The organism is Sphaerisporangium sp. NPDC004334, from assembly GCF_053602655.1.
The window spans coordinates 1-18,684 of the sequence record NZ_JBSGDZ010000023.1 but is presented as its reverse complement, the minus strand read 5'-3'; the positions used below and the strand labels follow the sequence as shown (position 1 = coordinate 18,684).

General features: G+C 73.2%; 16 protein-coding genes. 5 read left to right on the top strand and 11 right to left on the bottom strand.

Annotated features, from left to right (window positions below; translation table 11 throughout):
• Positions 1-15 precede the first annotated feature (15 nt).
• Positions 16-1,404, top strand: a complete 1,389-nt coding sequence (locus tag ACWEN6_RS28100; protein ID WP_452574308.1) for a hypothetical protein — start codon at positions 16-18, stop codon at positions 1,402-1,404.
• Positions 1,405-1,473: 69 nt separating this feature from the next.
• Here the strand turns inward: ACWEN6_RS28100 and ACWEN6_RS28095 are convergent, their stop codons facing one another.
• From ACWEN6_RS28095 to ACWEN6_RS28085, 3 genes are read right to left on the bottom strand one after another with little or no spacing between them, the layout of a single operon-like run.
• Positions 1,474-2,721, bottom strand: a complete 1,248-nt coding sequence (locus tag ACWEN6_RS28095; RefSeq protein ID WP_452574306.1) for a cytochrome P450 — start codon at positions 2,719-2,721, stop codon at positions 1,474-1,476.
• 56 nt (positions 2,722-2,777) lie between these two features.
• Entirely contained in the window at positions 2,778-3,689 is a 912-nt protein-coding gene (locus ACWEN6_RS28090; RefSeq protein ID WP_452574304.1) for a phosphotransferase enzyme family protein, read from the bottom strand.
• Complete coding sequence (locus ACWEN6_RS28085) at positions 3,686-5,053, bottom strand: helix-turn-helix domain-containing protein (protein WP_452574302.1); 1,368 nt, start codon at positions 5,051-5,053, stop codon at positions 3,686-3,688. The genes ACWEN6_RS28090 and ACWEN6_RS28085 overlap by 4 nt, the downstream gene beginning before the upstream one ends.
• A gap of 230 nt (positions 5,054-5,283) precedes the next feature.
• Here ACWEN6_RS28085 and ACWEN6_RS28080 point away from each other — a divergent pair, with 230 nt between their 5' ends.
• A complete protein-coding gene (locus tag ACWEN6_RS28080; RefSeq protein ID WP_452574300.1) occupies positions 5,284-5,991 on the top strand; it encodes an ATP-binding protein in 708 nt (235 codons plus the stop codon).
• Here the strand turns inward: ACWEN6_RS28080 and ACWEN6_RS28075 are convergent.
• The gene (locus tag ACWEN6_RS28075) at positions 5,954-9,352 is read right to left on the bottom strand and encodes a phosphodiester glycosidase family protein (RefSeq protein WP_452574298.1); all 3,399 of its coding nucleotides are present in this window, start codon (positions 9,350-9,352) and stop codon (positions 5,954-5,956) included. The two genes, ACWEN6_RS28080 and ACWEN6_RS28075, sit on opposite strands and share 38 nt — an antisense overlap.
• Positions 9,353-9,587: 235 nt before the next feature.
• Here ACWEN6_RS28075 and ACWEN6_RS28070 point away from each other — a divergent pair, with 235 nt between their 5' ends.
• A complete protein-coding gene (locus ACWEN6_RS28070) occupies positions 9,588-11,063 on the top strand; it encodes an FG-GAP repeat protein (protein ID WP_452574296.1) in 1,476 nt (491 codons plus the stop codon).
• Positions 11,064-11,148: 85 nt separating this feature from the next.
• Here the strand turns inward: ACWEN6_RS28070 and ACWEN6_RS28065 are convergent, their stop codons facing one another.
• From ACWEN6_RS28065 to ACWEN6_RS28050, 4 genes are all read right to left on the bottom strand, one after another.
• On the bottom strand, positions 11,149-12,714 hold the full coding sequence (locus ACWEN6_RS28065) for an alkaline phosphatase D family protein (protein WP_452574294.1): 1,566 nt from the start codon (positions 12,712-12,714) through the stop codon (positions 11,149-11,151).
• Between the two features lie 189 nt (positions 12,715-12,903).
• Entirely contained in the window at positions 12,904-13,176 is a 273-nt protein-coding gene (locus ACWEN6_RS28060) for a GlsB/YeaQ/YmgE family stress response membrane protein (protein WP_354923970.1), read from the bottom strand.
• A gap of 106 nt (positions 13,177-13,282) precedes the next feature.
• Positions 13,283-13,879: an HAD family hydrolase gene (locus ACWEN6_RS28055; RefSeq protein WP_452574292.1), complete on the bottom strand. Its 597-nt coding sequence runs from the start codon at positions 13,877-13,879 to the stop codon at positions 13,283-13,285.
• Between the two features lie 19 nt (positions 13,880-13,898).
• Positions 13,899-14,750: an alpha/beta hydrolase family protein gene (locus ACWEN6_RS28050; RefSeq protein ID WP_354836274.1), complete on the bottom strand. Its 852-nt coding sequence runs from the start codon at positions 14,748-14,750 to the stop codon at positions 13,899-13,901.
• Between the two features lie 219 nt (positions 14,751-14,969).
• Between ACWEN6_RS28050 and arfB the strand changes: the two genes are divergently transcribed.
• Positions 14,970-15,395, top strand: a complete 426-nt coding sequence (arfB, locus tag ACWEN6_RS28045) for an alternative ribosome rescue aminoacyl-tRNA hydrolase ArfB (RefSeq protein WP_354836275.1) — start codon at positions 14,970-14,972, stop codon at positions 15,393-15,395.
• 43 nt (positions 15,396-15,438) lie between these two features.
• Here the strand turns inward: arfB and ACWEN6_RS28040 are convergent, their stop codons facing one another.
• From ACWEN6_RS28040 to ACWEN6_RS28030, 3 genes are all read right to left on the bottom strand, one after another.
• The gene (locus ACWEN6_RS28040; RefSeq protein WP_452574290.1) at positions 15,439-16,077 is read right to left on the bottom strand and encodes a hypothetical protein; all 639 of its coding nucleotides are present in this window, start codon (positions 16,075-16,077) and stop codon (positions 15,439-15,441) included.
• Between the two features lie 102 nt (positions 16,078-16,179).
• Positions 16,180-16,962, bottom strand: coding sequence for an HAD-IIA family hydrolase (locus tag ACWEN6_RS28035; RefSeq protein WP_354836279.1), 783 nt, complete (start codon positions 16,960-16,962; stop codon positions 16,180-16,182).
• A 159-nt stretch (positions 16,963-17,121) separates the two neighbouring features.
• Positions 17,122-18,024, bottom strand: a complete 903-nt coding sequence (locus tag ACWEN6_RS28030) for a TIGR03619 family F420-dependent LLM class oxidoreductase (protein WP_452574288.1) — start codon at positions 18,022-18,024, stop codon at positions 17,122-17,124.
• Positions 18,025-18,061: 37 nt separating this feature from the next.
• On the opposite strand from ACWEN6_RS28030, the gene ACWEN6_RS28025 reads away from it, so the two are divergent.
• On the top strand, positions 18,062-18,667 hold the full coding sequence (locus tag ACWEN6_RS28025; RefSeq protein ID WP_452574516.1) for a hypothetical protein: 606 nt from the start codon (positions 18,062-18,064) through the stop codon (positions 18,665-18,667).
• Positions 18,668-18,684: the final 17 nt, after the last annotated feature.

The window sequence follows — 18,684 nt, the reverse complement described above, 5'->3', positions numbered from 1 at the left end:
ACAGGAGGAGCAGCTTTGTCGTTACGGTTGAAGCGCCTTGTTTCGGTGATCGCCGCGGGGGGTCTCGCTGTCCTGGTGACGGCGAGTCCGGCAGGCGCTTTCGATGCCCCCTACGACCCCGAACCCATCTCTCCCTACGCGCAGCCGGCGGACGCGAGCGTCCCCCAGCGGGGCTGCGCCGCGACGCTCGCGGACCCGAAGAACGCCGGCGGGAGCATCCCGGCGGTCCAGGTCATCTACGCCTGGCACGACGGCATCGGGAACAGGTACGAGCAGCAGGTCGAGAAGATCGCCAAGATCGTCGACCGGATGGACTGGTCGCTGGACGAGTCCACCAACTACGACCAGCACATCAACCTGAGCTGCAGGACCGGGTACAGCACCAGCACCTACTCCGGGTACGCCCACGCCCTGGTCGTGCCTGAGAAGATCGAGTCCGGCGTCATCGGCGGCGAGACCCCGGTCCAGACCATCACCCACGATCTGGCGGACTCCGGCTACGACGTCGACAACCGCAAGTACGTGGTGTTCGAGGACTTCAACGGCACGGCCAACGCCTGGTGCGAACCCGCGTGCGCGGCGACCGCCGACGCGTGGGCGAGCGGCACCATGCTGCACGAGCTGGTCCACCTCGCCGCGGACGGCTTCTACGTCGACCACCCCAAGGTCACCGAGGGCTCGGAGATCCTGAGCTACCCCGACCTGATGTCCAACCCGTACTACGACTGGACGCTGGACCACGACTTCAACAACTACTACGACCCCAGCGAGACCTCGGCCACCTTCTACCAGGGCAACTATCCCGACACCCGCAAGGCCAACGCGGCGAGCTGGCCGTACTTCACCACGGCGACCTGCTGCGACGTCGGGTACAGCAACGACCTGCTGACCGCGCAGGAGCGCACCGTCGAGGCGCAGGCGCCCTACGCGACGCCCGCGGGCTTCAGCGTCTCGGGCGGAGGCTGGATGCAGGTCACCCCGCCGGGGTCCGACAGCCAGGTCTCCGCGCGGTACTACGACGGGCGGCGGTCGCTGACCATGAACGTCCAGTCCTACGCCGAGGGATCGGTGTCGGTGACCCGCAGGCCGGCGGTCACCGCCGGGCAGCGCTACAAGTTCTTCGCCAAGCTGACCACCGGCACCTCGGGCAACGTGAAGCTGCGGCTGGGCTGGTACAACTCCTCGGGCACGCTGATCTCCAACAGCGACGGCCCGGTCACCGCGCTGACGACCGGCTGGCAGGAGTACTCGGTGTCGGCGGTCGCACCGAGCGGGACGGCCACCGCGCAACTGTCGGTGGTCAGCCCCTCCGGGCAGAACTTCGCCTACGTGCTGGACGGGCTGCAGCTCAACCAGTGCAACAACGGCAAGACCAGCGACGGCTGCCGCGTCGGCAACAGCTGAACCTCGCCCCCACGCCCGCCCGGCCGCACCCAGCGGCCGGGCGGGTTCGCGTCGCGGCCACGCGGGAGGTCAGAAGGTGAAGGGCTGGGAGGTGACGCCGTTGTCGAAGTTGGACAGCAGCAGCCCGGGCTCGCCGGTGGCGCGGATGCCGGGCAGGCGGGTGAACAGCTCGCGGTACATGATCTTGATCTCCTGGCGGGCCAGGTTGGCGCCCAGGCAGAAGTGCGGGCCGGGACCGCCGAAGCCCACGTGCGGGTTCGGCTTGCGGGTGATGTCGTAGCGGCCGGGGTCGTCGAAGACCTCTTCGTCGCGGTTGGCGGAGCCGTAGAACAGCACCACCTTGTCGCCGGGGACGAACCTGACCCCGCGCATCTCGTACTCCTCGGTGACGGTGCGCCGGAACTGCATGATGGGCGAGACGTAGCGGACGGTCTCCTCGATGGCGCCGCCGATGTGGGCCTCGAAGTCGCCGGTCAGCCGCTCGCGTTCGGCGGGGTTGTCGGTGAGCAGTTTCAGGCCGTGCGCCATGGTATTGCGCGCGGTCTCGTTGCCGGCCACCAGCAGCAGCGTGAAGAACGAGCCGAGCTCCCTCGGCGTCAGGCGCTCGCCGTCGACGTTGGCCGTGACCAGCGCCGACACCAGGTCGCCCGCGGGCTCGCGCTCGCGCTCACGCCCGAGGTCGATCACCATGCGCTGCAGGGCGAACAGCGCCGCCATGTTGCGCCCGGCCATGGCGATCGTGCGCGGCAGGCTCATGCGGACGCCGGTGTAGGCGGTGGAGACGTCCACGTGCTGGTGCACCTTGGCGCGGATGCCGTCGGGGATGCCCATCATGTCGCAGATGACGTGGATGGGCAGCCGGGCGGCGACCTGCGAGACGAAGTCGCGCGGCCCCTGCTCGACGACGTCGTCGACGATGCGCTCGGCGGCCCTGGCGATGCCGTCGTTCAGGCCGCTGAGCATCTTCGGCGAGAACGCGCGGGACACGATGCGGCGCAGGCGGGCGTGGCGGGGGTCGTCGAGGTTGACCATCGAGTCGCCGAAGACGTGCTTGACCCAGCCGGGCGGCTCGGGGTTGGTGACGGCCGGCTCGCTGGAGAACACCTTGGCGTTGCGGCTGGCCTCCACCACCTCGGCGTGCCGCACCAAGGCGTGGAACCCCTTGCCGGAGCGGAGCAGGGGCACCCGGCGCTCGGGGAAGAACACCGGGTGGGGAAGGCTCCGCAGCCGGGCGAAGTCGCGCTCGCGCTCGTGCGGCGGCCGGCGCCAGAACGCCAGGTCCGCCAGGTCGATGCCCGTGTCCACCGCCGTTGTCACGGTCCTATCCTGGCACGCCCGCGGCGGCGCCGCCGCCGCGCGGGCATCGTCCCGCCTCAGCGGTAGGGCTGCCACCGGGTGGTCAGGTCGCGGGCGCGGAAGGTGCGCATGCGATGCTCCCACTGGAGGCGGATCGCCGGGTTGCTGCGCAGGATCGGCAGCACGCTGGTGACCAGCTTCAGCTCGCGCAGCCGCCGCAGCACCGGGAAGCCCTCCCACGCGGTGACGTCCACGCCGTAGTGCTCGGCCAGCAGGGCGTGGTCGTCGGTGGCGTAGTCCAGCCGCAGCCGCCCGACGGCCACCGGCGCCAGGTCCCACTCGCGCGGGCCGACGCCGGTGCCGTCGAAGTCGCACAGCACCGGACCGCGAGGTCCGGCGATGACGTTGCCGAGGAAGGCGTCGCCGTGGATCACGCCGGGCGGCAGCGCGAAGCGCAGCCCGGCGAGCTGCTCCTCCACCTCGTCGCACTCGCGCAGCAGGAACGCGTGGTCGGCGGCGCCGAGGTCCTCGGGCTCGGCCAGCCGCTGCCGCACCTCGCGCATCGGCCGCCAGCGCGGCAGGCCGGCGGGCGGGCCGGGGAGCCGGTGCAGGCGCCTGAGCAGGACGGCCAGGGCGGCGCCGTCGGGACGGGGGCCGGCCTCGGGGACGTCCTCCCACAAGGTGATCATCTGTCCGTGCAGCCGCAGCGGCTGGTCGAGGCCGGGCAGCAGGCGGACCGCGGGGTAGTCGTGGTCCCGCAGCCAGCGGGCCACCCGCACGACCAGTGGGACCCGGTCGCGCGCGGCGGTGGACCCGGCGACGCGCACCACGACCGGGGCCGTGCGCAGCCGGAAGACGGCGTTGTTGGTGAACTTGATCAGCTGGGCCCCCGCGGGGTCAAGGCCCGTCTCGGCGTGCAGGGCGCCGAGCAGGAAGTGGAGGTTGTCCCTGGTGAGCCCGCCGGAGGCGTCGACTGTGGTGAGGCTCATACGGCGCGCAGCTCCGCGATGCGCCTGCGCAGGTCGCGGGCGTCGGCGCTGTCCGGCCGGGCCGCCGCGGCGGCCTCCAGGGGCGCGAGACGGTCGATCGTGCGCACGGATCTGATCTGGGTGATCAACTCGACCGCTTCGCGCCCGTCGGCCAGGCCGTCGTCCGTCTCGCCGAGCAGCAGCCGCACGGTCGCCAGGCCGATGAGCTCGAACACCTTGCTGCGCGCCATCTCGGGCTCGCGCCGCCGCACGCTGCCCGACAGCAGCTCGGCCGCTCTCGGCAGGTGGCGGGCGTCGGTCTCGGCCAGGCCCAGGTAGGTCATGCCGCTCGCGGCCATCAGGTCGGCCTCGGTGAAGAACCGCACCCAGCCGGGCGCCTCGTCGGTGCTGGCGCGGTTGAACTCGTCACGGGCCCGGTTGATGGACTTGGTCGCCAGTTTTTCGTCGCCGAGCAGCGCGTAGGCCCACGCCTCGTTGGCGCACAGCAGGGCGACGGTCAGCTCACAGCTGGCGTCCTGGGCGCAGATCTGGCCGAGCTGGAAGAACCGCAGCGCGTCCTCCACCCGTTTGAGATGCAGGTGCACGCGCCCCATGCGGTACAGGATGTTCGCGGCCAGGGAGGAGTCACCGGCGTGCTTGGCCTGTTCCAGGGCCCGGGCCAGGTGGCGCCGGGCGGCGCCGTGCAGGCCGACGTCGAAGGAGGTCCACCCCGCGAGATTGTGCTGGTCGGCCAGGGCGCGGTGCAGACGGCGCCCGACCCGCTCGGAGCAGGAGGCGCGCAGCAGGGCCTGCGACCAGGTGAGCTGGGCGACCACCGCGTCCCTGCACACGCCCCCGCCGTAGCGGTAGTCCAGCGCGCGCAGCGACCGGGTGACGCTCTCGACCTGGTCGACCTCGGCGTCGCCGATGCGCCCCGGGGTGGGGGTGTCGACGCGGGCCAGCGGCCGGCGCCAGTCGTCGGCGCGGGCCACCGCGGCGCCGATGGTCACCTGCGCGGCGTGGGCCAGCAGCCGGCGGACCTGCTCGTCCTCGTCCAGGTCGTCGTCGTGCCCGCCGGGCGCCGGCACGGCCACGAGCTGGGTGCCGTCGTCGTAGGCCAGGCCCATGTAGCCGCGCGGCACGCCGAGCCCGTCGGCGATGCGGACGAGCACGTCGTAGGCCATGACCTGGCGGCCGTTGAGGATCTCGGAGATCTCGGACTGGGACTGCCCGGTCAGCGCGGCGATGCGCCGCTGGGAGATGCCCACGCGCTGCAGGAGCAGGTAGACGGTGGCGATGTCGCGCCCCGCCAGCGCCTGCCGCATTTGGGGACGTTCCCAGACGGCGAAGCTGATCGCCTGCTCACTCGGCTGAGTGACGTTCATGCAAACCTTCCACGGTGGGCTGCGCTGGCCTCTCAGGTAACCAGGTGACCATGGGTTTCGGTGGGGATAACGGTCGGACCGATCGCCCGGGCTGATCGGCTCGGGCGATCGCGGCAGACCCGGGATGGGTATCGGTGGGGCGGCTCCCCGTCTCCCGCGCCGCTCCCGCAGCATGGAGGCCAACCTCGGGGGGATCACCGCGCGCTTCCTCCGCCGGCACAACGGTCGACATGCCAAGGAGTGATCAGCTCATGCGCGCCGAGCAGCCCGTCCCACAGGAGGCTCACCACCGCACCGGGGTCCTGGCGCGGGAGCGGCGGCCGGGTGACCACCCGTGCGCGCCTTATGCTCCCTCGCCCGCCGAGGACGCCTTCCAGGTCGTGGTCACGACGCTGCGGGCGGGGTCGGCCTCGCGCTGCGCCAGGACGGCCGTGCGCGAGGTGCTGGCCGCGGCGGGAGTGGACGGCGACGACATCGGTGACGCCGAGATCATCGTGGCCGAGCTCGCCGCCAACTCCGAGACCCACGCGCGCGGGCCGTACGAGGTGCGCGTCCACTGCCTGAGCGGCATCCCGATGTGGTGCGAGGTGGTGGACGGCGGGCGCGACCTCGGCCACGTCACCGCCGTCCTGGCCGGGTTGCAGCAGGACGACGACGCCCCCGGGGAGGACGACGACCCCGGACGGGCCGCCGGCCTCGGGGAGGACGAGGGCCCCGGACGGGCCGCCGGCCCTGGGCCGGAGGTCGTGGACCTCGCGCCGTTCTCCGAGAGCGGCCGCGGGCTGCTGCTGGCCCACCGGCTGTCCAACGGGCACTGCTACGCCTACCCGACGACGATGTCCGCCGGCGGCGGGGCGGGCAAGGCCGTGGCCTTCGCCCTGCCCGCGCCCGCCGTCGCGGTCAGCGGGGCTTCGGCGCCCCCGCCCCCGTCACCGTGACGGTGGCCGAGGCCGACCGGTCGGCGGAGGCGACGGTGAGCGTGGCGCGCCCGGCCCGGACGGCGGTGAGCCGGCCGCTGGACAGGTCGAGCACCGCGACCACGCGGTGGTCGCGGGCCGCGTCCCGCGCGTCCGCGGCGGAGCCGGCCACCGCGAGGGCCCGGTCGCCGCTCCAGGTGACGCTGGCCGGGTAGCGCAGCGGGAAGGTCAGGCCGAAGCCGGTGTTGGCGCCGGTGGCCGACACCTCGGCGCTCGCGCCGGCGGCGAGCGTGCCGGGCGCGGTCAGAGTGAGCTCGTCGAACAGCGGGTTGACCCGCGCGGTCAGCCAGTCACGGGTGCCGGGGCTGGGCAGGCCCGCCTCGACCCTGCCCGGCGTGGCGTCCACGCCGACCAGCATCCAGCCGAGGAAGCCGCCCTTGTCGGGCGAGCTGTAGGGGGTCTTGCCGACGGCCGGGGTGGTGACCTCGGCCACGCCGTCCACCCGGGTGACGGCCGCGGTGTGGGCGTGCCCGGTGAACAGCGCCACCGGCTTGCCCGCACTCTCGCGGAACCCGGCCAGCCACCGTTCGACCAGCCCGGCCTCGAGCTGGTCGGCGAACTGCGAGCCGCCGGCGCCGGAGGGGTCGTGCAACGGGTGGTGGAAGAGGACCGCGAGCGACTTCACCGAGCGGTCCTTCGCGGCCCTGGCCAGCTCCTGCTGGAGCGCGGGGACCTGCGTCCAGTCGGAGGCGCGCAGCCCGCCGAGCGTGGTGTTCATCAGCACGAAGCGGGTGCCCTTATGGTCGAAGACCTGGTGGGCGGCGCGGCCGGTGGCCAGGAAGGCGTCCAGGGTGCCGGTGGCGGTGGCCCCCGACTCGTGGTTTCCCGGCGTCCAGTACACCGGGACGCCGGCGGGGACGTTGTCCTTGAGCACCTGCTCGGCGAAGGCGATGTCGGCCGGCGCGTTGTTGTCCACGAAGTCGCCGTTGACGACGATGAAGTCGGGCTCGGCGGCGACCGCCTGCCTCAGCGCCGCCGCGGCCTGCCGCGCCGGGAACGAGGACGGCCCGGCGGCGGCGCTGACGTGCAGGTCGGACATGACGGCGAAGCGCCAGCGGCCGGCACCGACGCCCTCCTGCTCAAGGACGAACGGGTCGGACCCGATGGCCGCCTCGGGCGTGACCTCCTGGCCGACCAGGGCGGTGAGCCCGTCGAACCTGATCTCGCCCGCGTCCTTGGCGAGGTTGGAGGTCTCCACGACGTACACGTTGGTGAGGGTGAGCGGCTCGGAGAAGCCCGCGGGCAGCGTGCCCTCGACCCACTTCCAGCCGGTCCAGTCGACGACCTGGGCGAAGGTGAACGGCACGTTCGTGGTGCCCTGCGAGCGCAGCGTGGCGCGCAGCCAGTGCCGCCTGCCGTCGCCGTAGGCCCACACGCCGATGCGCCGGGTGCCGTGCGGCAGGGTGAGGGCCGCGGGCTTGGCGACGGCGTAGGCGGCGGAGGTGCCCGAGGTGCCCGTGAAGTCGTAGCGCAGTGCGAGAGCCTGGTTGCCCGCGGGCGCGCCCGGCCGGTCGGCGGCGTCCACGGACGCCACGGTGGCGGTGGCCTTGGCGGTGGAGACCCCCCAGCTCTCGGCGGGCTCGAACTCGGCGAGCGACGCGCGCTTGAGCCCGACCACGACGGGCAGCCGCGCCGTCTTGCCCTGGACGGTGGCGGTGACGACGGTGGCCGTCCCCCCAGGCGCGTCCAGGCCTGTGATGGTGAACGAGCCGTCGTCCCGGGGCTCGACCTTCACCACGGCCTTGTCGTAGTCGAGGGTGAGGTCGCGGACGGCGACCGGCGCGCCGAAGCCGTCGGCGTCGTACCCGCGCACGCCGGCCACGGCCGAGTCGCCGCTCTCCAGGGTCAGGCTCGGGACGGTGAACCCGGCCTTGGCCAGCTCGCCGAGCACGCGCACCCGCGCCCGGCCGCGGGCCCGGCCGGCGTGGGCGCTCACCTCGCCCTGGCCGGGCCGCGCGGCGCGCAGCAGGCCGCCGCGCACCTCGCCGAGCCGGCCCGCCTCCCAGGCGACCCGCTCGCGGCCGAGGCCGGCGGGGGCGTAGGTCTCGTCGTACCCGGCGGCCGACACCTTCAGGGTGAGGCCGGGGAACACCCGGTCCGCGGGGGTGCGCACCGACAGGCCGGTGAGCCTGCCGGAGCCCTTGGCGGTGAACAGGCCGACGCCGCTCGGGATGGAGCGCTCGCCGCCGTCGGAGGGGGTGTTGACCACGCTCACGCGGCCGTCGCCGGGGGTGCGGGCGACCAGGTCGGAGGAGCCGCCGCCGTCGAGCATGAACGCCTCCCGGGCGCCGAGCCGCACCAGCAGCTTCGCGGTCTCGTCGAAGCTCAGGCCGGCCGAGAAGTTGGCCGAGCCGTCCACCGTCACCAGCAGCAGCCGCCTGCCGCCCTGCGACCAGCCGATGGCGGTGCGGGGCTTGGGCGCGTCGTTGCCGGTGGAGGGCGGGAAGTCGATGGCCTGGCCGTCGCGCGCGAGCACCTCGCCGCTGCCGAGCGCCGTGCGCAGCTTGGCCGGGGAGTCGGTGCGCAGGGCGACGTCCAGCGTGACCGGGTCGCCGGGCTTGGCGGCGGCGAGCGCGGCCGCGGCGGTGCCCTGGCCGACGACCACCAGCCCGCCGTCCGGGACGGGGGTGGCCGTGACCGTGTCGGCGACCGCGGTGACGGCGCCCGCGGCGACGACCAGTTCGGTGATGGCCCCCGAGTGGCCGATCAGGGTGCGCGCGGCCGGGCCCCACTGGTCGGTGAAGACCGACACGGCGTTCGCCGGCAAGGACGGCGAGTTGAGGTTCGCGACGGGGTGCGAGGTGCCGGCGACGGTGACGCCGCCCTCCAGCAGCGCGCTCGCCAGCCGGGCCACCTTGTCCTCGCCGACGGCGGCGACCGTGCGGGCGTCGGCGGTGGCCTTGCGCAGCTCGCCGTCCCTGACCTCTGGCCCGATGACCGCGTCGGTGTTGTTGATCTCGTAGTAGTCGCCGTTGACGGCGGCCACGGCGCCGCGGGCGTCGGCCGACTCCGACAGCGGCCGGGTCTCGGTGAGCCTGCCGCCCACGAGCCCGACGTCCACGCCGGGGCCCGACAGGTCGGCGTTGAGGACGTGCGCCCGGGTCCAGCCGTCGCGGCCGAAGGTGTCGAAACTCGTCAGCACGACCCCGGGCGCGATGGTGCGGTCGGTGCGGCCGGCCTCGACCGACTCCCCCGGCACGGTCGTGTGGTAGTCGGGCCGCGTCCCCCCGGCTCCGTGGTCTCCCGCGTACGCGGTCGCCTGGACCAGCCCGGGAAGGCCGATGGCCAGCGCCACGACGACGGCGCGCGCCAAACTACGCATTTCTACCTCCAAGTACGAACGGGCATGAAGGTAGACAGGCACGGAGCTGATCTCGGGTCCATGTCATGACATACCGATGACGTCTCGACGAACTTCGTGACGATCAAGTTGTAGAGGTTTCCCGCGGTCCTGACAATGGGCTTCCGGATCAGTGGACACGCCGTTCAGACGACCGACGCGGGGACTTCACGCTGCGGTAGGGCGGATGTCCTGGCCGGGAGGGACCATCCGGAGCATGAGTGCCTCGCGCGCGTTCCGCCTGCTCACCGCCGCGACCCTCGTGGTCGTCCCCGTCCTGCACCAGCCCGCCGCCGAGGCCGCCGCCTCTCCCTCCCGCGTCTGGGCCGCGTCCGCCGGGGCGCCCTCGGCCGCCGCGTGCGCCGCCGCCGCCGACCTGGTCGTGGCCGCGCCGTACGACACCGTGGACGGGCGGCGCCGGGCGGGCACGGTGACGCTGTACCGCGGCGCCCAACGCACCGCCGTCCTCGCCCAGGGGACGCACGGCATCCCGGGCGCGCCCGAACGCGGCGACTCCTTCGGATCGGCGGTGGCCGCCGGCGACTTCGACGGCGACGGGTGCGCCGACCTGGCGATCGGCGCGTCGGAGGAGTTCGCCGGCACCCCCGTCCCCGACGGCGCCGACGGCAACGGCGTGGTCCAGTTGCTCTACGGCTCCGCGGGCGGCCTGAAGCCGGCCGGGACGCTGGACGTGACCCGCCTCGGCCGCGACCGCGACACCGACCGGTTCGGCGCCGCGCTGACCGCCGGCGACCTGGACGGCGACGGGGACGACGAGCTGGTCGTCGGCATCCCCGGCCTGTCGGAGGGCGGCGGAGTGGGGGTGTTCGGCCTCAAGGGACGCGACCCCAAGGGCAGGGGAACGCTCCTCACCCAGGCCACGCCGTGGGTCGCGCAGGACCACCTCGAGAGCGACCAGTTCGGCGCCGCCGTCGCGGCCGGCGACTTCGACGGCGACGGCAGGGCGGAGCTCGCGGTCGGCGCTCCTGCCGACACGGTCGGCGCCACCACCTCCGGCGGCGGGTCGGTCACCATCGTCGACCTGCGCGCCCGCCAGGCCGGCATGTACACCCAGAACAGCCCGGGAGTGCCCGGCGAGGCCGAGAAGTGGGACGACTTCGGCGGGGCGCTCGCCGCCGGCGACTTCGACCGCGACGGCCGTGACGACCTGGCCATCGGCGTGCCCGGCGAGGGCCTGGACGCCTTCCAGGACGGGCCGATGTACGGCAACGGCGGCGTGCACGTCCTGTACGGGACGCGGCGGGGCCTCAGCGCGATCGGCGGCGAGTTCTGGTCGCGCAAGACCAAGGGCATCCGCGGCAAGAGCCTCAACACCGACCGGCTCGGCTCGGCCCTGGCCGCCGGCGACCTCAACGGGGACGGCGACGCCGAACTGGCCATCGGCCTGCCCGGCGGCAACCGCGTCCTGGTCCTGCCCGGCACCCGCAGCGGCGGCCTCACCGCCAAGCACGCGGTGGTCCTGACGGGCCGCGCGGGGCACCCGGGCGATCTGTACGGCTCCTCGGTGGCCGTCACCGGCGCCGGCCTCGCCGTCGGCTCTCCAGGAAGCGGGCGCGTCGCCCTGGTCCCCTCCTCGGTCCGCAAGGGCTCCTACGCCGGCCTGCGCACCGGCGTCGCCCGCACCCTCACCGGCCACCCGGCCGGCCTGTTCGGCTTCGCGGTCGCGCCCTGACGCATCCGGACGCGAAGACGCGAAGACGCGAAGACGGCGGCGGCGGGCCGGGGCCCGCCGCCGCCGTGCCGGCGCCGCGCCGCGCTCAGGTGAGGGCGCGCTCGCCGGCGGGGATGGTGAAGGTGGCGGCGGTGCGGGCCGGGGCGCCCTTGCGGCTGATGTAGTCGAGGGTGCGGAAGTCGGCCGTGAGCTCCTGCGGCGTGGCCTGGCACATGATGTAGCCGCGGCGCTCGCTGACGAACCTCAGGTGCGGGTTCTCCTCCAGCAGCGCGGCGTCCCTGGCGGCGTCGTGGTAGCCGTCGCCGTCGCTGGAGATGGAGGTGGCGACCAGTTCGACGCCGACCCGCTCGGAGTCGGGGTCGTCGAAGTCGGCCAGCAGGTCGGAGGCCGAGGCCACGTGGGCGTCGCCGGTGAGCACGACCGGGTTGCCGGTCGCGGCGCCCGTCAGGGTGCGCAGCAGACGGTCGCGCTCGGCGGGGTAGCCGTCCCAGGCGTCCACGTTGAGCTCGCGGCCGGGGCCGAGGTGGTAGTCGCGCTGGCCGACGATGACCTGCTGGGCGATGAGGTTCCAGGCGGCCGGGGCCGAGCGCAGCCCGCCGGCCAGCCACTTCATCTGCTCGTCCCCGAGCATGACCCGCTCCTGGCCGAGGCGCTCGTCGCAGCCGGAGCGCATGCCGTCGTCGCAGGGCTGGTCGTCGCGGAACTGGCGGCTGTCGAGCAGGTGGAAGGTCGCCAGGGAACCCCACGCCACCGTACGGTTGATCTTGATGTGCGGCCCGCGCGCCACCGCGGACCTGCGCAGCGGCATGTTCTCGTAGTACGCCTGGAATCCGGCCGCCTTACGGGTGGCGAAGTCCGGGACGAGCGTGCCGGGGTTGTCGCCGGCCCAGTTGTTCTCCACCTCGTGGTCGTCGAAGATCACCAGCCACGGGCTGTTGAGGTGGGCCAGCCGCAGGTCCGGGTCGGTCTTGTACTGCGCGTGCCGGAGCCGGTAGTCGGCCAGCGTCTGCAGCTTGCCTCCGGCGTGCTCGCGCACGTTGCCCTGCGCGGCGGTGTAGATGCCGCCGGAGTACTCGTAGATGTAGTCGCCGAGGTGGACGACCAGGTCGGGGTGCTGCTCGGCCATCCGCCGGTAGGCGGTGTAGTAGCCGTGCTCGTACTGGGCGCAGGAGACGGCCGCGAAGGTGAAGGACGTCTCCGCGGTGCCGGGGGCAGGCGCGGTCAGGGTGCGCCCGACCTCCGACAGGTGACCGCCGGAGCGGAAGCGGTAGAAGTACTCGCGGCCCGGCTGCAGTCCCTGCAACTCGACGTGCACCGAATGGGCCGAGCCGGGGCGGGCGGTCGCCGTCCCCGTGCGCACCACCTGGCGGAAGCGCTCGTCGGCGGCGACCTGCCAGCCGACCTCGACGTCGCGGGACGGCATGCCGCCGTGCCCGTCGGGGGCGAGCGGCTCGGGCGCGAGGCGGGTCCACAGCACGAACCCGTCTGCCGCCGGGTCGCCGGAGGCGATGCCCAGGGTGAACGGGTCCCGTGCGGCGCGGCCGGCGGGCGCCGCGCTCGCGGCGACGGCGGACGCGGATGACAGCAGGCCACCGGCTCCCGCGGCGGTGGCGGCGATCAGGAACGCTCTGCGTGACGGCTTGTGGTCCACGCCGCAAGTGCAGACGGCCCGGCTGACCTGCAGGCGAGTGCCGGATGTCGCCCGCGTGAACACCTTCGGGCCAGGTGGGCGGATTACCCACCGTGATTGAACACCCGCCGACGACCAGGCGACCGGTTCCGGCATTCCAGGCGAAGTCTCCGGGTTCGCCTGATCGGGCGAGGGGGGAGGCCCGGCGGATCAGGTCACTTTGCGTCTGCTCCACAGGGCGCTGGCGATCAGGACGCCGATGACGGCGAGGATGATCTGCAGGATCAGTTCGATCCAGTCGATGCCTCTGGTGTTGGCGACTCCGAGGCCGCCGGCGATCGCGGTGCCGATGAGGGCCGCGATGATGCCGATGACGATGGTCAGCCAGATCGGGATGTTCTGCCGTCCGGGGATGAGAAGCCGCGCGAGCGCGCCTATCACCAGGCCGACGACGATGGCGCTGATTATGCCGCCTACATGCATCTTCACCCTCCGTTATTCGGTTGTCGCACTTATTCCCGTATACGGAACCTCCGATACGTCGGCGCAGGTCAGGGCATGGAACAGCGGCGTGTTACGGATATGCGGGTCAGGACGCGCTGAGGGCCACCTTGAGGTCCGCGCGCAGCGTCTCGGCGTCGCGGAAGTGGATGGCCGTCATGCCGGCGGACTCGGCCCCGTTGACGTTCACCAGCCGGTCGTCCACGAAGACCACGTCCTCGGGACGGACCCCGAGCGCCGCGGCCACCCTCAGGTAGATCTCGGCGTCCGGCTTCACCAGGCCCATGTGGCCGCTGTAGAAGCGGGCGTCCATGGAAGCGATCCAGGGCAGCCGCTCGACGCCCTCGGCCAGGCACGCGGGGGCGTTGGACAGCAGCGCCACCGGCCGCCCGGACGCGCGGAACTCCTCCAGCAGCGCGACGGCGTCCTGGTTGGCGTGGGTCCAGCTCTGGACGTCCAGCTCCACCAGCCGCTCGACCTCGGCGTCGCGCGCGCGGCGGTCCAGCACCTCCGACCAGTAGGCGCCCGGCGTCAGGGTGCCCCGGTCGAACTCCAGCCGGTGCTCCCAGTAGCCGCGCCAGAACAGGTCGGCGTCGACGCCCGCCGTCCGCACCATCCGCTCGCGGTCGGCCGCGGGCTGCGCGTGGCACAGCACTTCCCCGTAGTCGAAGAGCACCCACTTCATGATCGCGATCCTACCCAAATCAGGACGCGACGTAAGGGCGCACGTGCTCGTTGACCGCGCCGCAGGCCAGATAGTTGCGCACGGTGTGGAAGTCGGCCCAGTTGATGTTGACCGTCTCGTCGCTGGTGACCCCGTCGAAGAACTTCTTCAGCCGGCCCGGGATGGCGGCGATGTCGTCCTTGTCGGCGATGTTGACCCACCGGGTCACCCCGGCCGGGCGCCGGCCCCGCCCGGCCGACGGCAGCGGCTGCAGCCGTTCGAACACCACGTTGCGCATGGCCAGCGGGCTGCCGAGCGTGATGAACAGCTCCACCGACAGCTCGGGGTGGGCGCACAGCGCCTCGTAGGCGACCACGCTGCCCAGTGAGTGGGCGATGAGCACCTTGGGCCGGTTGCGGCGGATCGCGTCGGCCACGGCGTCGCGCGAGCGCACCCGGGCCGCGGCGTCCGCCCCGGCGAGGTAGGCGGCGACCTCGGGGCAGAAGTCCTCGGCGAAGTCCTTGGCCTTGGGCCCGAGCCGCATCAGCAGCCACTCGGCGAAGCGGTGGATCACCCCGGTGAGCGTCTCCCCCGCCCGCGTGCCGACCCCGCCCATCTGCTCCATCCACCCGGCGAGCACGAGCTGGGAGGCCGGGTCCATCTTGCGCAGGTCGCGCTTGGTCGCGGGCGGCGCCTCCTCGCGCAGCAGATGGGCGTAGTAGGCCACCTCGCCGACATAGGACTGGCCCGCGTACGGCACGCCGCCGTGCAACCCCTGGTGAAGGTAACGGTTCCACTTGGCCCGCATCGTCTCGGCCGCCCCCTGCGCCGAACCGGCCTCCAGGAAGTAGCGGTACTTGCCGATGCCGTGAACCCCCACGATGCCCGCCACCGGACGGCCTCCCCTGTCACGACGCACGGCCCGGCCGCGTCGTCCCTGGAAAGGGGCCCGATCGCGCGGCCCCCGGAATCCCCCGCAGTACAGGGACACTGTGCTCCAGCCCTGCGATCTTCGCAAGCGACTCCCGCGACGCCACAACACACTGACCGACCGGAAAGCAGGCCACAAACCAGTTGATCCTCGGCAGGGGCCGACGGCTACGCTGGGAGTATGCCCGGTCCCCTTCACGTCCGCGGCTCGGTCGTCATCCCCGAGGCCGAGCTCTCCTGGCGTTTCTCGCGTTCCTCGGGGCCCGGCGGGCAGGGCGTCAACACCACCGACAGCCGGGTCGAGCTGAGCTTCGACCTCGGGGCCACCGAAGCCTTGGCGCCGCCGCTCAAGGCGCGCGCGCTGGAACGGCTGGCCCCGCGCCTGGTGGACGGCGTCATCACCATCACGGCCTCGGAGTACCGCTCGCAGCTGCGCAACCGCGAGGCCGCGAGGGTGCGCCTGACCCACCTGCTGGAGCAGGCCGTCGCGCCCCCGCCCGCCAAGCGGCGGGCCACCAAGCCCTCGCGCGGCGCCGTCGAGCGGCGCATCACGGCCAAGAAGCACCGCTCCGACATCAAGCGCCTGCGCCGCACCGACGACCACTGACCTCCCCGGACACGCCGGCGGGCGGCGCCGCCGCGCGCGCTTGTCAGAGCCGGCGGTCCTCCATCTCCCAGATGTGGTCGATGACGTGCCAGGCCATCCGCCGGGCCGTGTACCGGGCGGGCCAGCCGCCGGACCCGGGGGACCAGCCGCCGGACGGCTCGGCCAGCACCGCGGCGATGTCCTCGCGCAGCGCGTCGCGCGCCGCGAGGTCGTCCATCGGGAACGGCTTGTGCCGCACGCCGATCTTCCTCGCGTAGGACCGCTCGGCCTCCACGACGTGCGCCACCATCTTGTCGCGGTCGCGCCCGCCGCCGCGCGGCCCCTTGCGCAGCTCCTCCGGCGAGGCCGCGGCGACCTCGTCGAACACCGCCCAGGCGGCCCGCAGCAGCGCCGCGTCGCGCTCGGCCGTCGCGGCGTCCACCGGCCGGGCGTCGATCACGGGGATGGCCTCGGGCGCGCCGAAGTCGGTCGTGGTGCCGCCGGGCGCCCGCTCGACGACGGTGAAGGCGTCAGGCTCGAACGGCAGCCCGGCCCGATCGGCGATCACCCGGTAGCGCGGTATGTACTCGGCCAGCGCCTCCAGGGCGGCCTCCTCGCCCTTGGCGACGCGGCACCACCCCGGCCAGTCGCAGGCACACGCGAAAACCCTTTTGGGGCCGATCTCAAGATAGACGTCGGTCATGCCGTCATCCTGCCCCCTGAGCCTGACAGGACATGGCAGTCATTCCCCGGCATTCCGGCGAACCCGGTGCGCCGCCACCGGGACGGCGCACCGGGAACCGAGTCAGTCGACCAGCTCGATCAGGTCGGCGACGGAGTTCACCACGCGCGAGGGGCGGAACGGGTAGCGGTCCACCTGGTCCTTGGCGGTCACGCCGGTGAGGACGAGGATGGTGTGCAGCCCGGCCTCCATGCCCGACACGATGTCGGTGTCCATCCGGTCGCCGATCATGGCGGTGCTCTCGCTGTGCCCGTCGATGGCGTTGATGGCGCTGCGCATCATCATCGGGTTCGGCTTGCCCACGAAGTACGGCTCGACGCCCGTCGCCTTGGTGATCATCGCGGCCACCGCCCCGCAGGCGGGCAGCGAGCCCTCGTTGGACGGGCCGACCGCGTCGGGGTTGGTGGCGATGAAGCGGGCGCCCGCGTCGATGAGCCGGATGGCCTTGGTGATCGCCGTGAAGCTGTAGGTGCGGGTCTCGCCGAGCACCACGTAGTCGGGCGCGGTGTCGGTGAGGATGTACCCGACCTCGTGCAGGGCCGTGGTCAGGCCCGCCTCGCCGATCACGTACGCCGTCCCGCCGGGCCGCTGGTCGGAGAGGAAGCGGGCCGTGGCCAGCGCGGAGGTCCAGATCGACTCGGCCGGCACCTCCAGCCCGGCCCCGCGCAGCCGCACCGACAGGTCGCGCGGGGTGTAGATGGAGTTGTTGGTCAGCACGAGGAACCGCTTGCCCGAGTCGCGCAGTTTGCGGATGAACTCGTCCGCCCCGGGCACGGGGCTCCCCTCATGGACGAGGACGCCGTCCATGTCCGACAGCCAGCATTCGATCGGCTTGCGCTCGTTCACCGTTCCCCCGCGTTCGGGCGTCTTCTGTGCGTACGCCCCCAGGATGACAGGTGCCGGCCCCTCCTTCACCTGACGGGCGCTGAACAGGTGGGGTCGCCCCGGCCCGGGAGTCATGCGGACGCTTCGGACCCCCTACGAGGGCGTGCCGTGGGAAGTGATTCAGGCGCCGGGGGCCAGGGCCTCCAGGGCCTCCTCGGCGCGGCGCATCGAGGCGGCCGGGTCGGCCTCAGGGTCGCCGATCTCCGGGTCGAAGTTGAGGTCGTGGAACAGTTCGGTGACCCCGGTGGCGGCCAGCGCGGCGACGTCCGCGCGGATCTCCTCCAGGGACCCGGTCAGGGGCGCGCGATCGTCCTGCCCCGCCTGGCGGACCTTGGTGACGCCGCGGCAGACGAACCGCAGCGCCTCGGGGTCGCGCCCGGCGACCCGAGCCGCGTCCTTTACAATGTAGATCTGGTCATCGATCGCGGCCAGGTCGGCTCGGCTGGAGCTGATCCACCCGTCGGCCAGCTCGCCCGCCCGCCGCAGCGCCACCTCGGCCGTGCCGCCGAGCAGCACCGGCACCGGCGGGGGCTTCGGATCCTGGTGGGACGGCGCCACCTCGTAGAACTCCCCCTTGTGGGAGACGATGTCGTCCTGCCAGAAGCGCCGCAGCACCTGGAGGTACTCCACGGCGCGCCGCCCCCGGCCCCGCATCGGCACCCCCGAGGCGACGAACTCCTCGGGGAGCCAGCCCAGGCCGAGCCCGGCCTCCAGCCGCCCGCCCGACACCTGCTGCAGCGTGGCGAGCTGCTTGGCCAGCAGGGCGGGCGAGAAGAACGGCATGTTGAGCACGGCGACCCCGAGGCGCGCGCGTTCGGTCACCCCGGCGAGGTAGGCCAGGGTGACCAGAGGGTCCTGGACGCTGCGGTACACCGGGCCCATGGGGTGGCCGACCGGGTAGAGCAGCCGCTGGAAGGTCCACAGCGAGTCGTAGCCGAGCTCCTCGGCGCGCCGGGCCACGCGGAGCATGTTGGCGGGCGTCGCCCACGAGCCCGAGACGGGCACTCCGAAACCGATCCTCATGCTCCCACCCTACGCAGCACGCCTCTACATTGGTCCGGTGACCGTGCGCGAGGAGGATGGGCGAGCAGCACCGGCGGGCGCGCAACGGGAGGACACGGCGCCTGGCGGCCGGGATGCCCCCGCGCGCGGCTTCGCCGGAGGGCGGGACACCACCGCGGACGGCCCGGACGCCGCCGCACCCGGCCTCGCTCAACGACAGGAGACCACCCCGGACGGACCGGACATCGGAACGCGCGGTTCGGCCGGAGAGCGGGAAACCGCGGTAGAGGGCCTGATCGAGGGGCTGGTGCGACTGGCCCGGGCGCACGGCGGCGGGCCGACGACGTCCGTGCTGAAGGACACCCGCGTGACGGTCGTCCGGGCCGGCGGCGTGGTGGCCAAGGCCCACGCGCCGGGCACCGACGAGCCGGCGCTGACAGCGCGCCTGCGGGCGGCCTCCGCGCTGCCCGGGGTGCTGCTGCCGCCGCTGTCGATCCGTCCCGAGCGCCTGGACGGGCGCCTGGTCACGCTGTGGCCGGCCGGCGAGCCGGTCGACCCGGCCGACCCCGAGGGCGCGCCGTGGGATCCTTCGGCCATGGCGCGCATGACAGGGCTGGGCGTCAACGCCTCGCGCGAGGGCCCTTCGGCGAGCAGCCGCGCGTAGTTCCACCCGTACCTGAT

What these genes read in the sequence shown, in the direction of transcription:
- ACWEN6_RS28090 (WP_452574304.1), bottom strand. Translation starts at nt 3,689, where the DNA reads ATGAGCCTCACCACAGTCGACGCCTCCGGCGGGCTCACCAGGGACAAC.
- ACWEN6_RS28085 (WP_452574302.1), bottom strand. Translation starts at nt 5,053, where the DNA reads ATGAACGTCACTCAGCCGAGTGAGCAGGCGATCAGCTTCGCCGTCTGG.
- ACWEN6_RS28080 (WP_452574300.1), top strand. Translation starts at nt 5,284, where the DNA reads ATGCCAAGGAGTGATCAGCTCATGCGCGCCGAGCAGCCCGTCCCACAG.
- ACWEN6_RS28075 (WP_452574298.1), bottom strand. Translation starts at nt 9,352, where the DNA reads ATGCGTAGTTTGGCGCGCGCCGTCGTCGTGGCGCTGGCCATCGGCCTT.
- ACWEN6_RS28070 (WP_452574296.1), top strand. Translation starts at nt 9,588, where the DNA reads ATGAGTGCCTCGCGCGCGTTCCGCCTGCTCACCGCCGCGACCCTCGTG.
- ACWEN6_RS28060 (WP_354923970.1), bottom strand. Translation starts at nt 13,176, where the DNA reads ATGCATGTAGGCGGCATAATCAGCGCCATCGTCGTCGGCCTGGTGATA.
- ACWEN6_RS28055 (WP_452574292.1), bottom strand. Translation starts at nt 13,879, where the DNA reads ATGAAGTGGGTGCTCTTCGACTACGGGGAAGTGCTGTGCCACGCGCAG.
- arfB (WP_354836275.1), top strand. Translation starts at nt 14,970, where the DNA reads ATGCCCGGTCCCCTTCACGTCCGCGGCTCGGTCGTCATCCCCGAGGCC.
- ACWEN6_RS28040 (WP_452574290.1), bottom strand. Translation starts at nt 16,077, where the DNA reads ATGACCGACGTCTATCTTGAGATCGGCCCCAAAAGGGTTTTCGCGTGT.
- ACWEN6_RS28030 (WP_452574288.1), bottom strand. Translation starts at nt 18,024, where the DNA reads ATGAGGATCGGTTTCGGAGTGCCCGTCTCGGGCTCGTGGGCGACGCCC.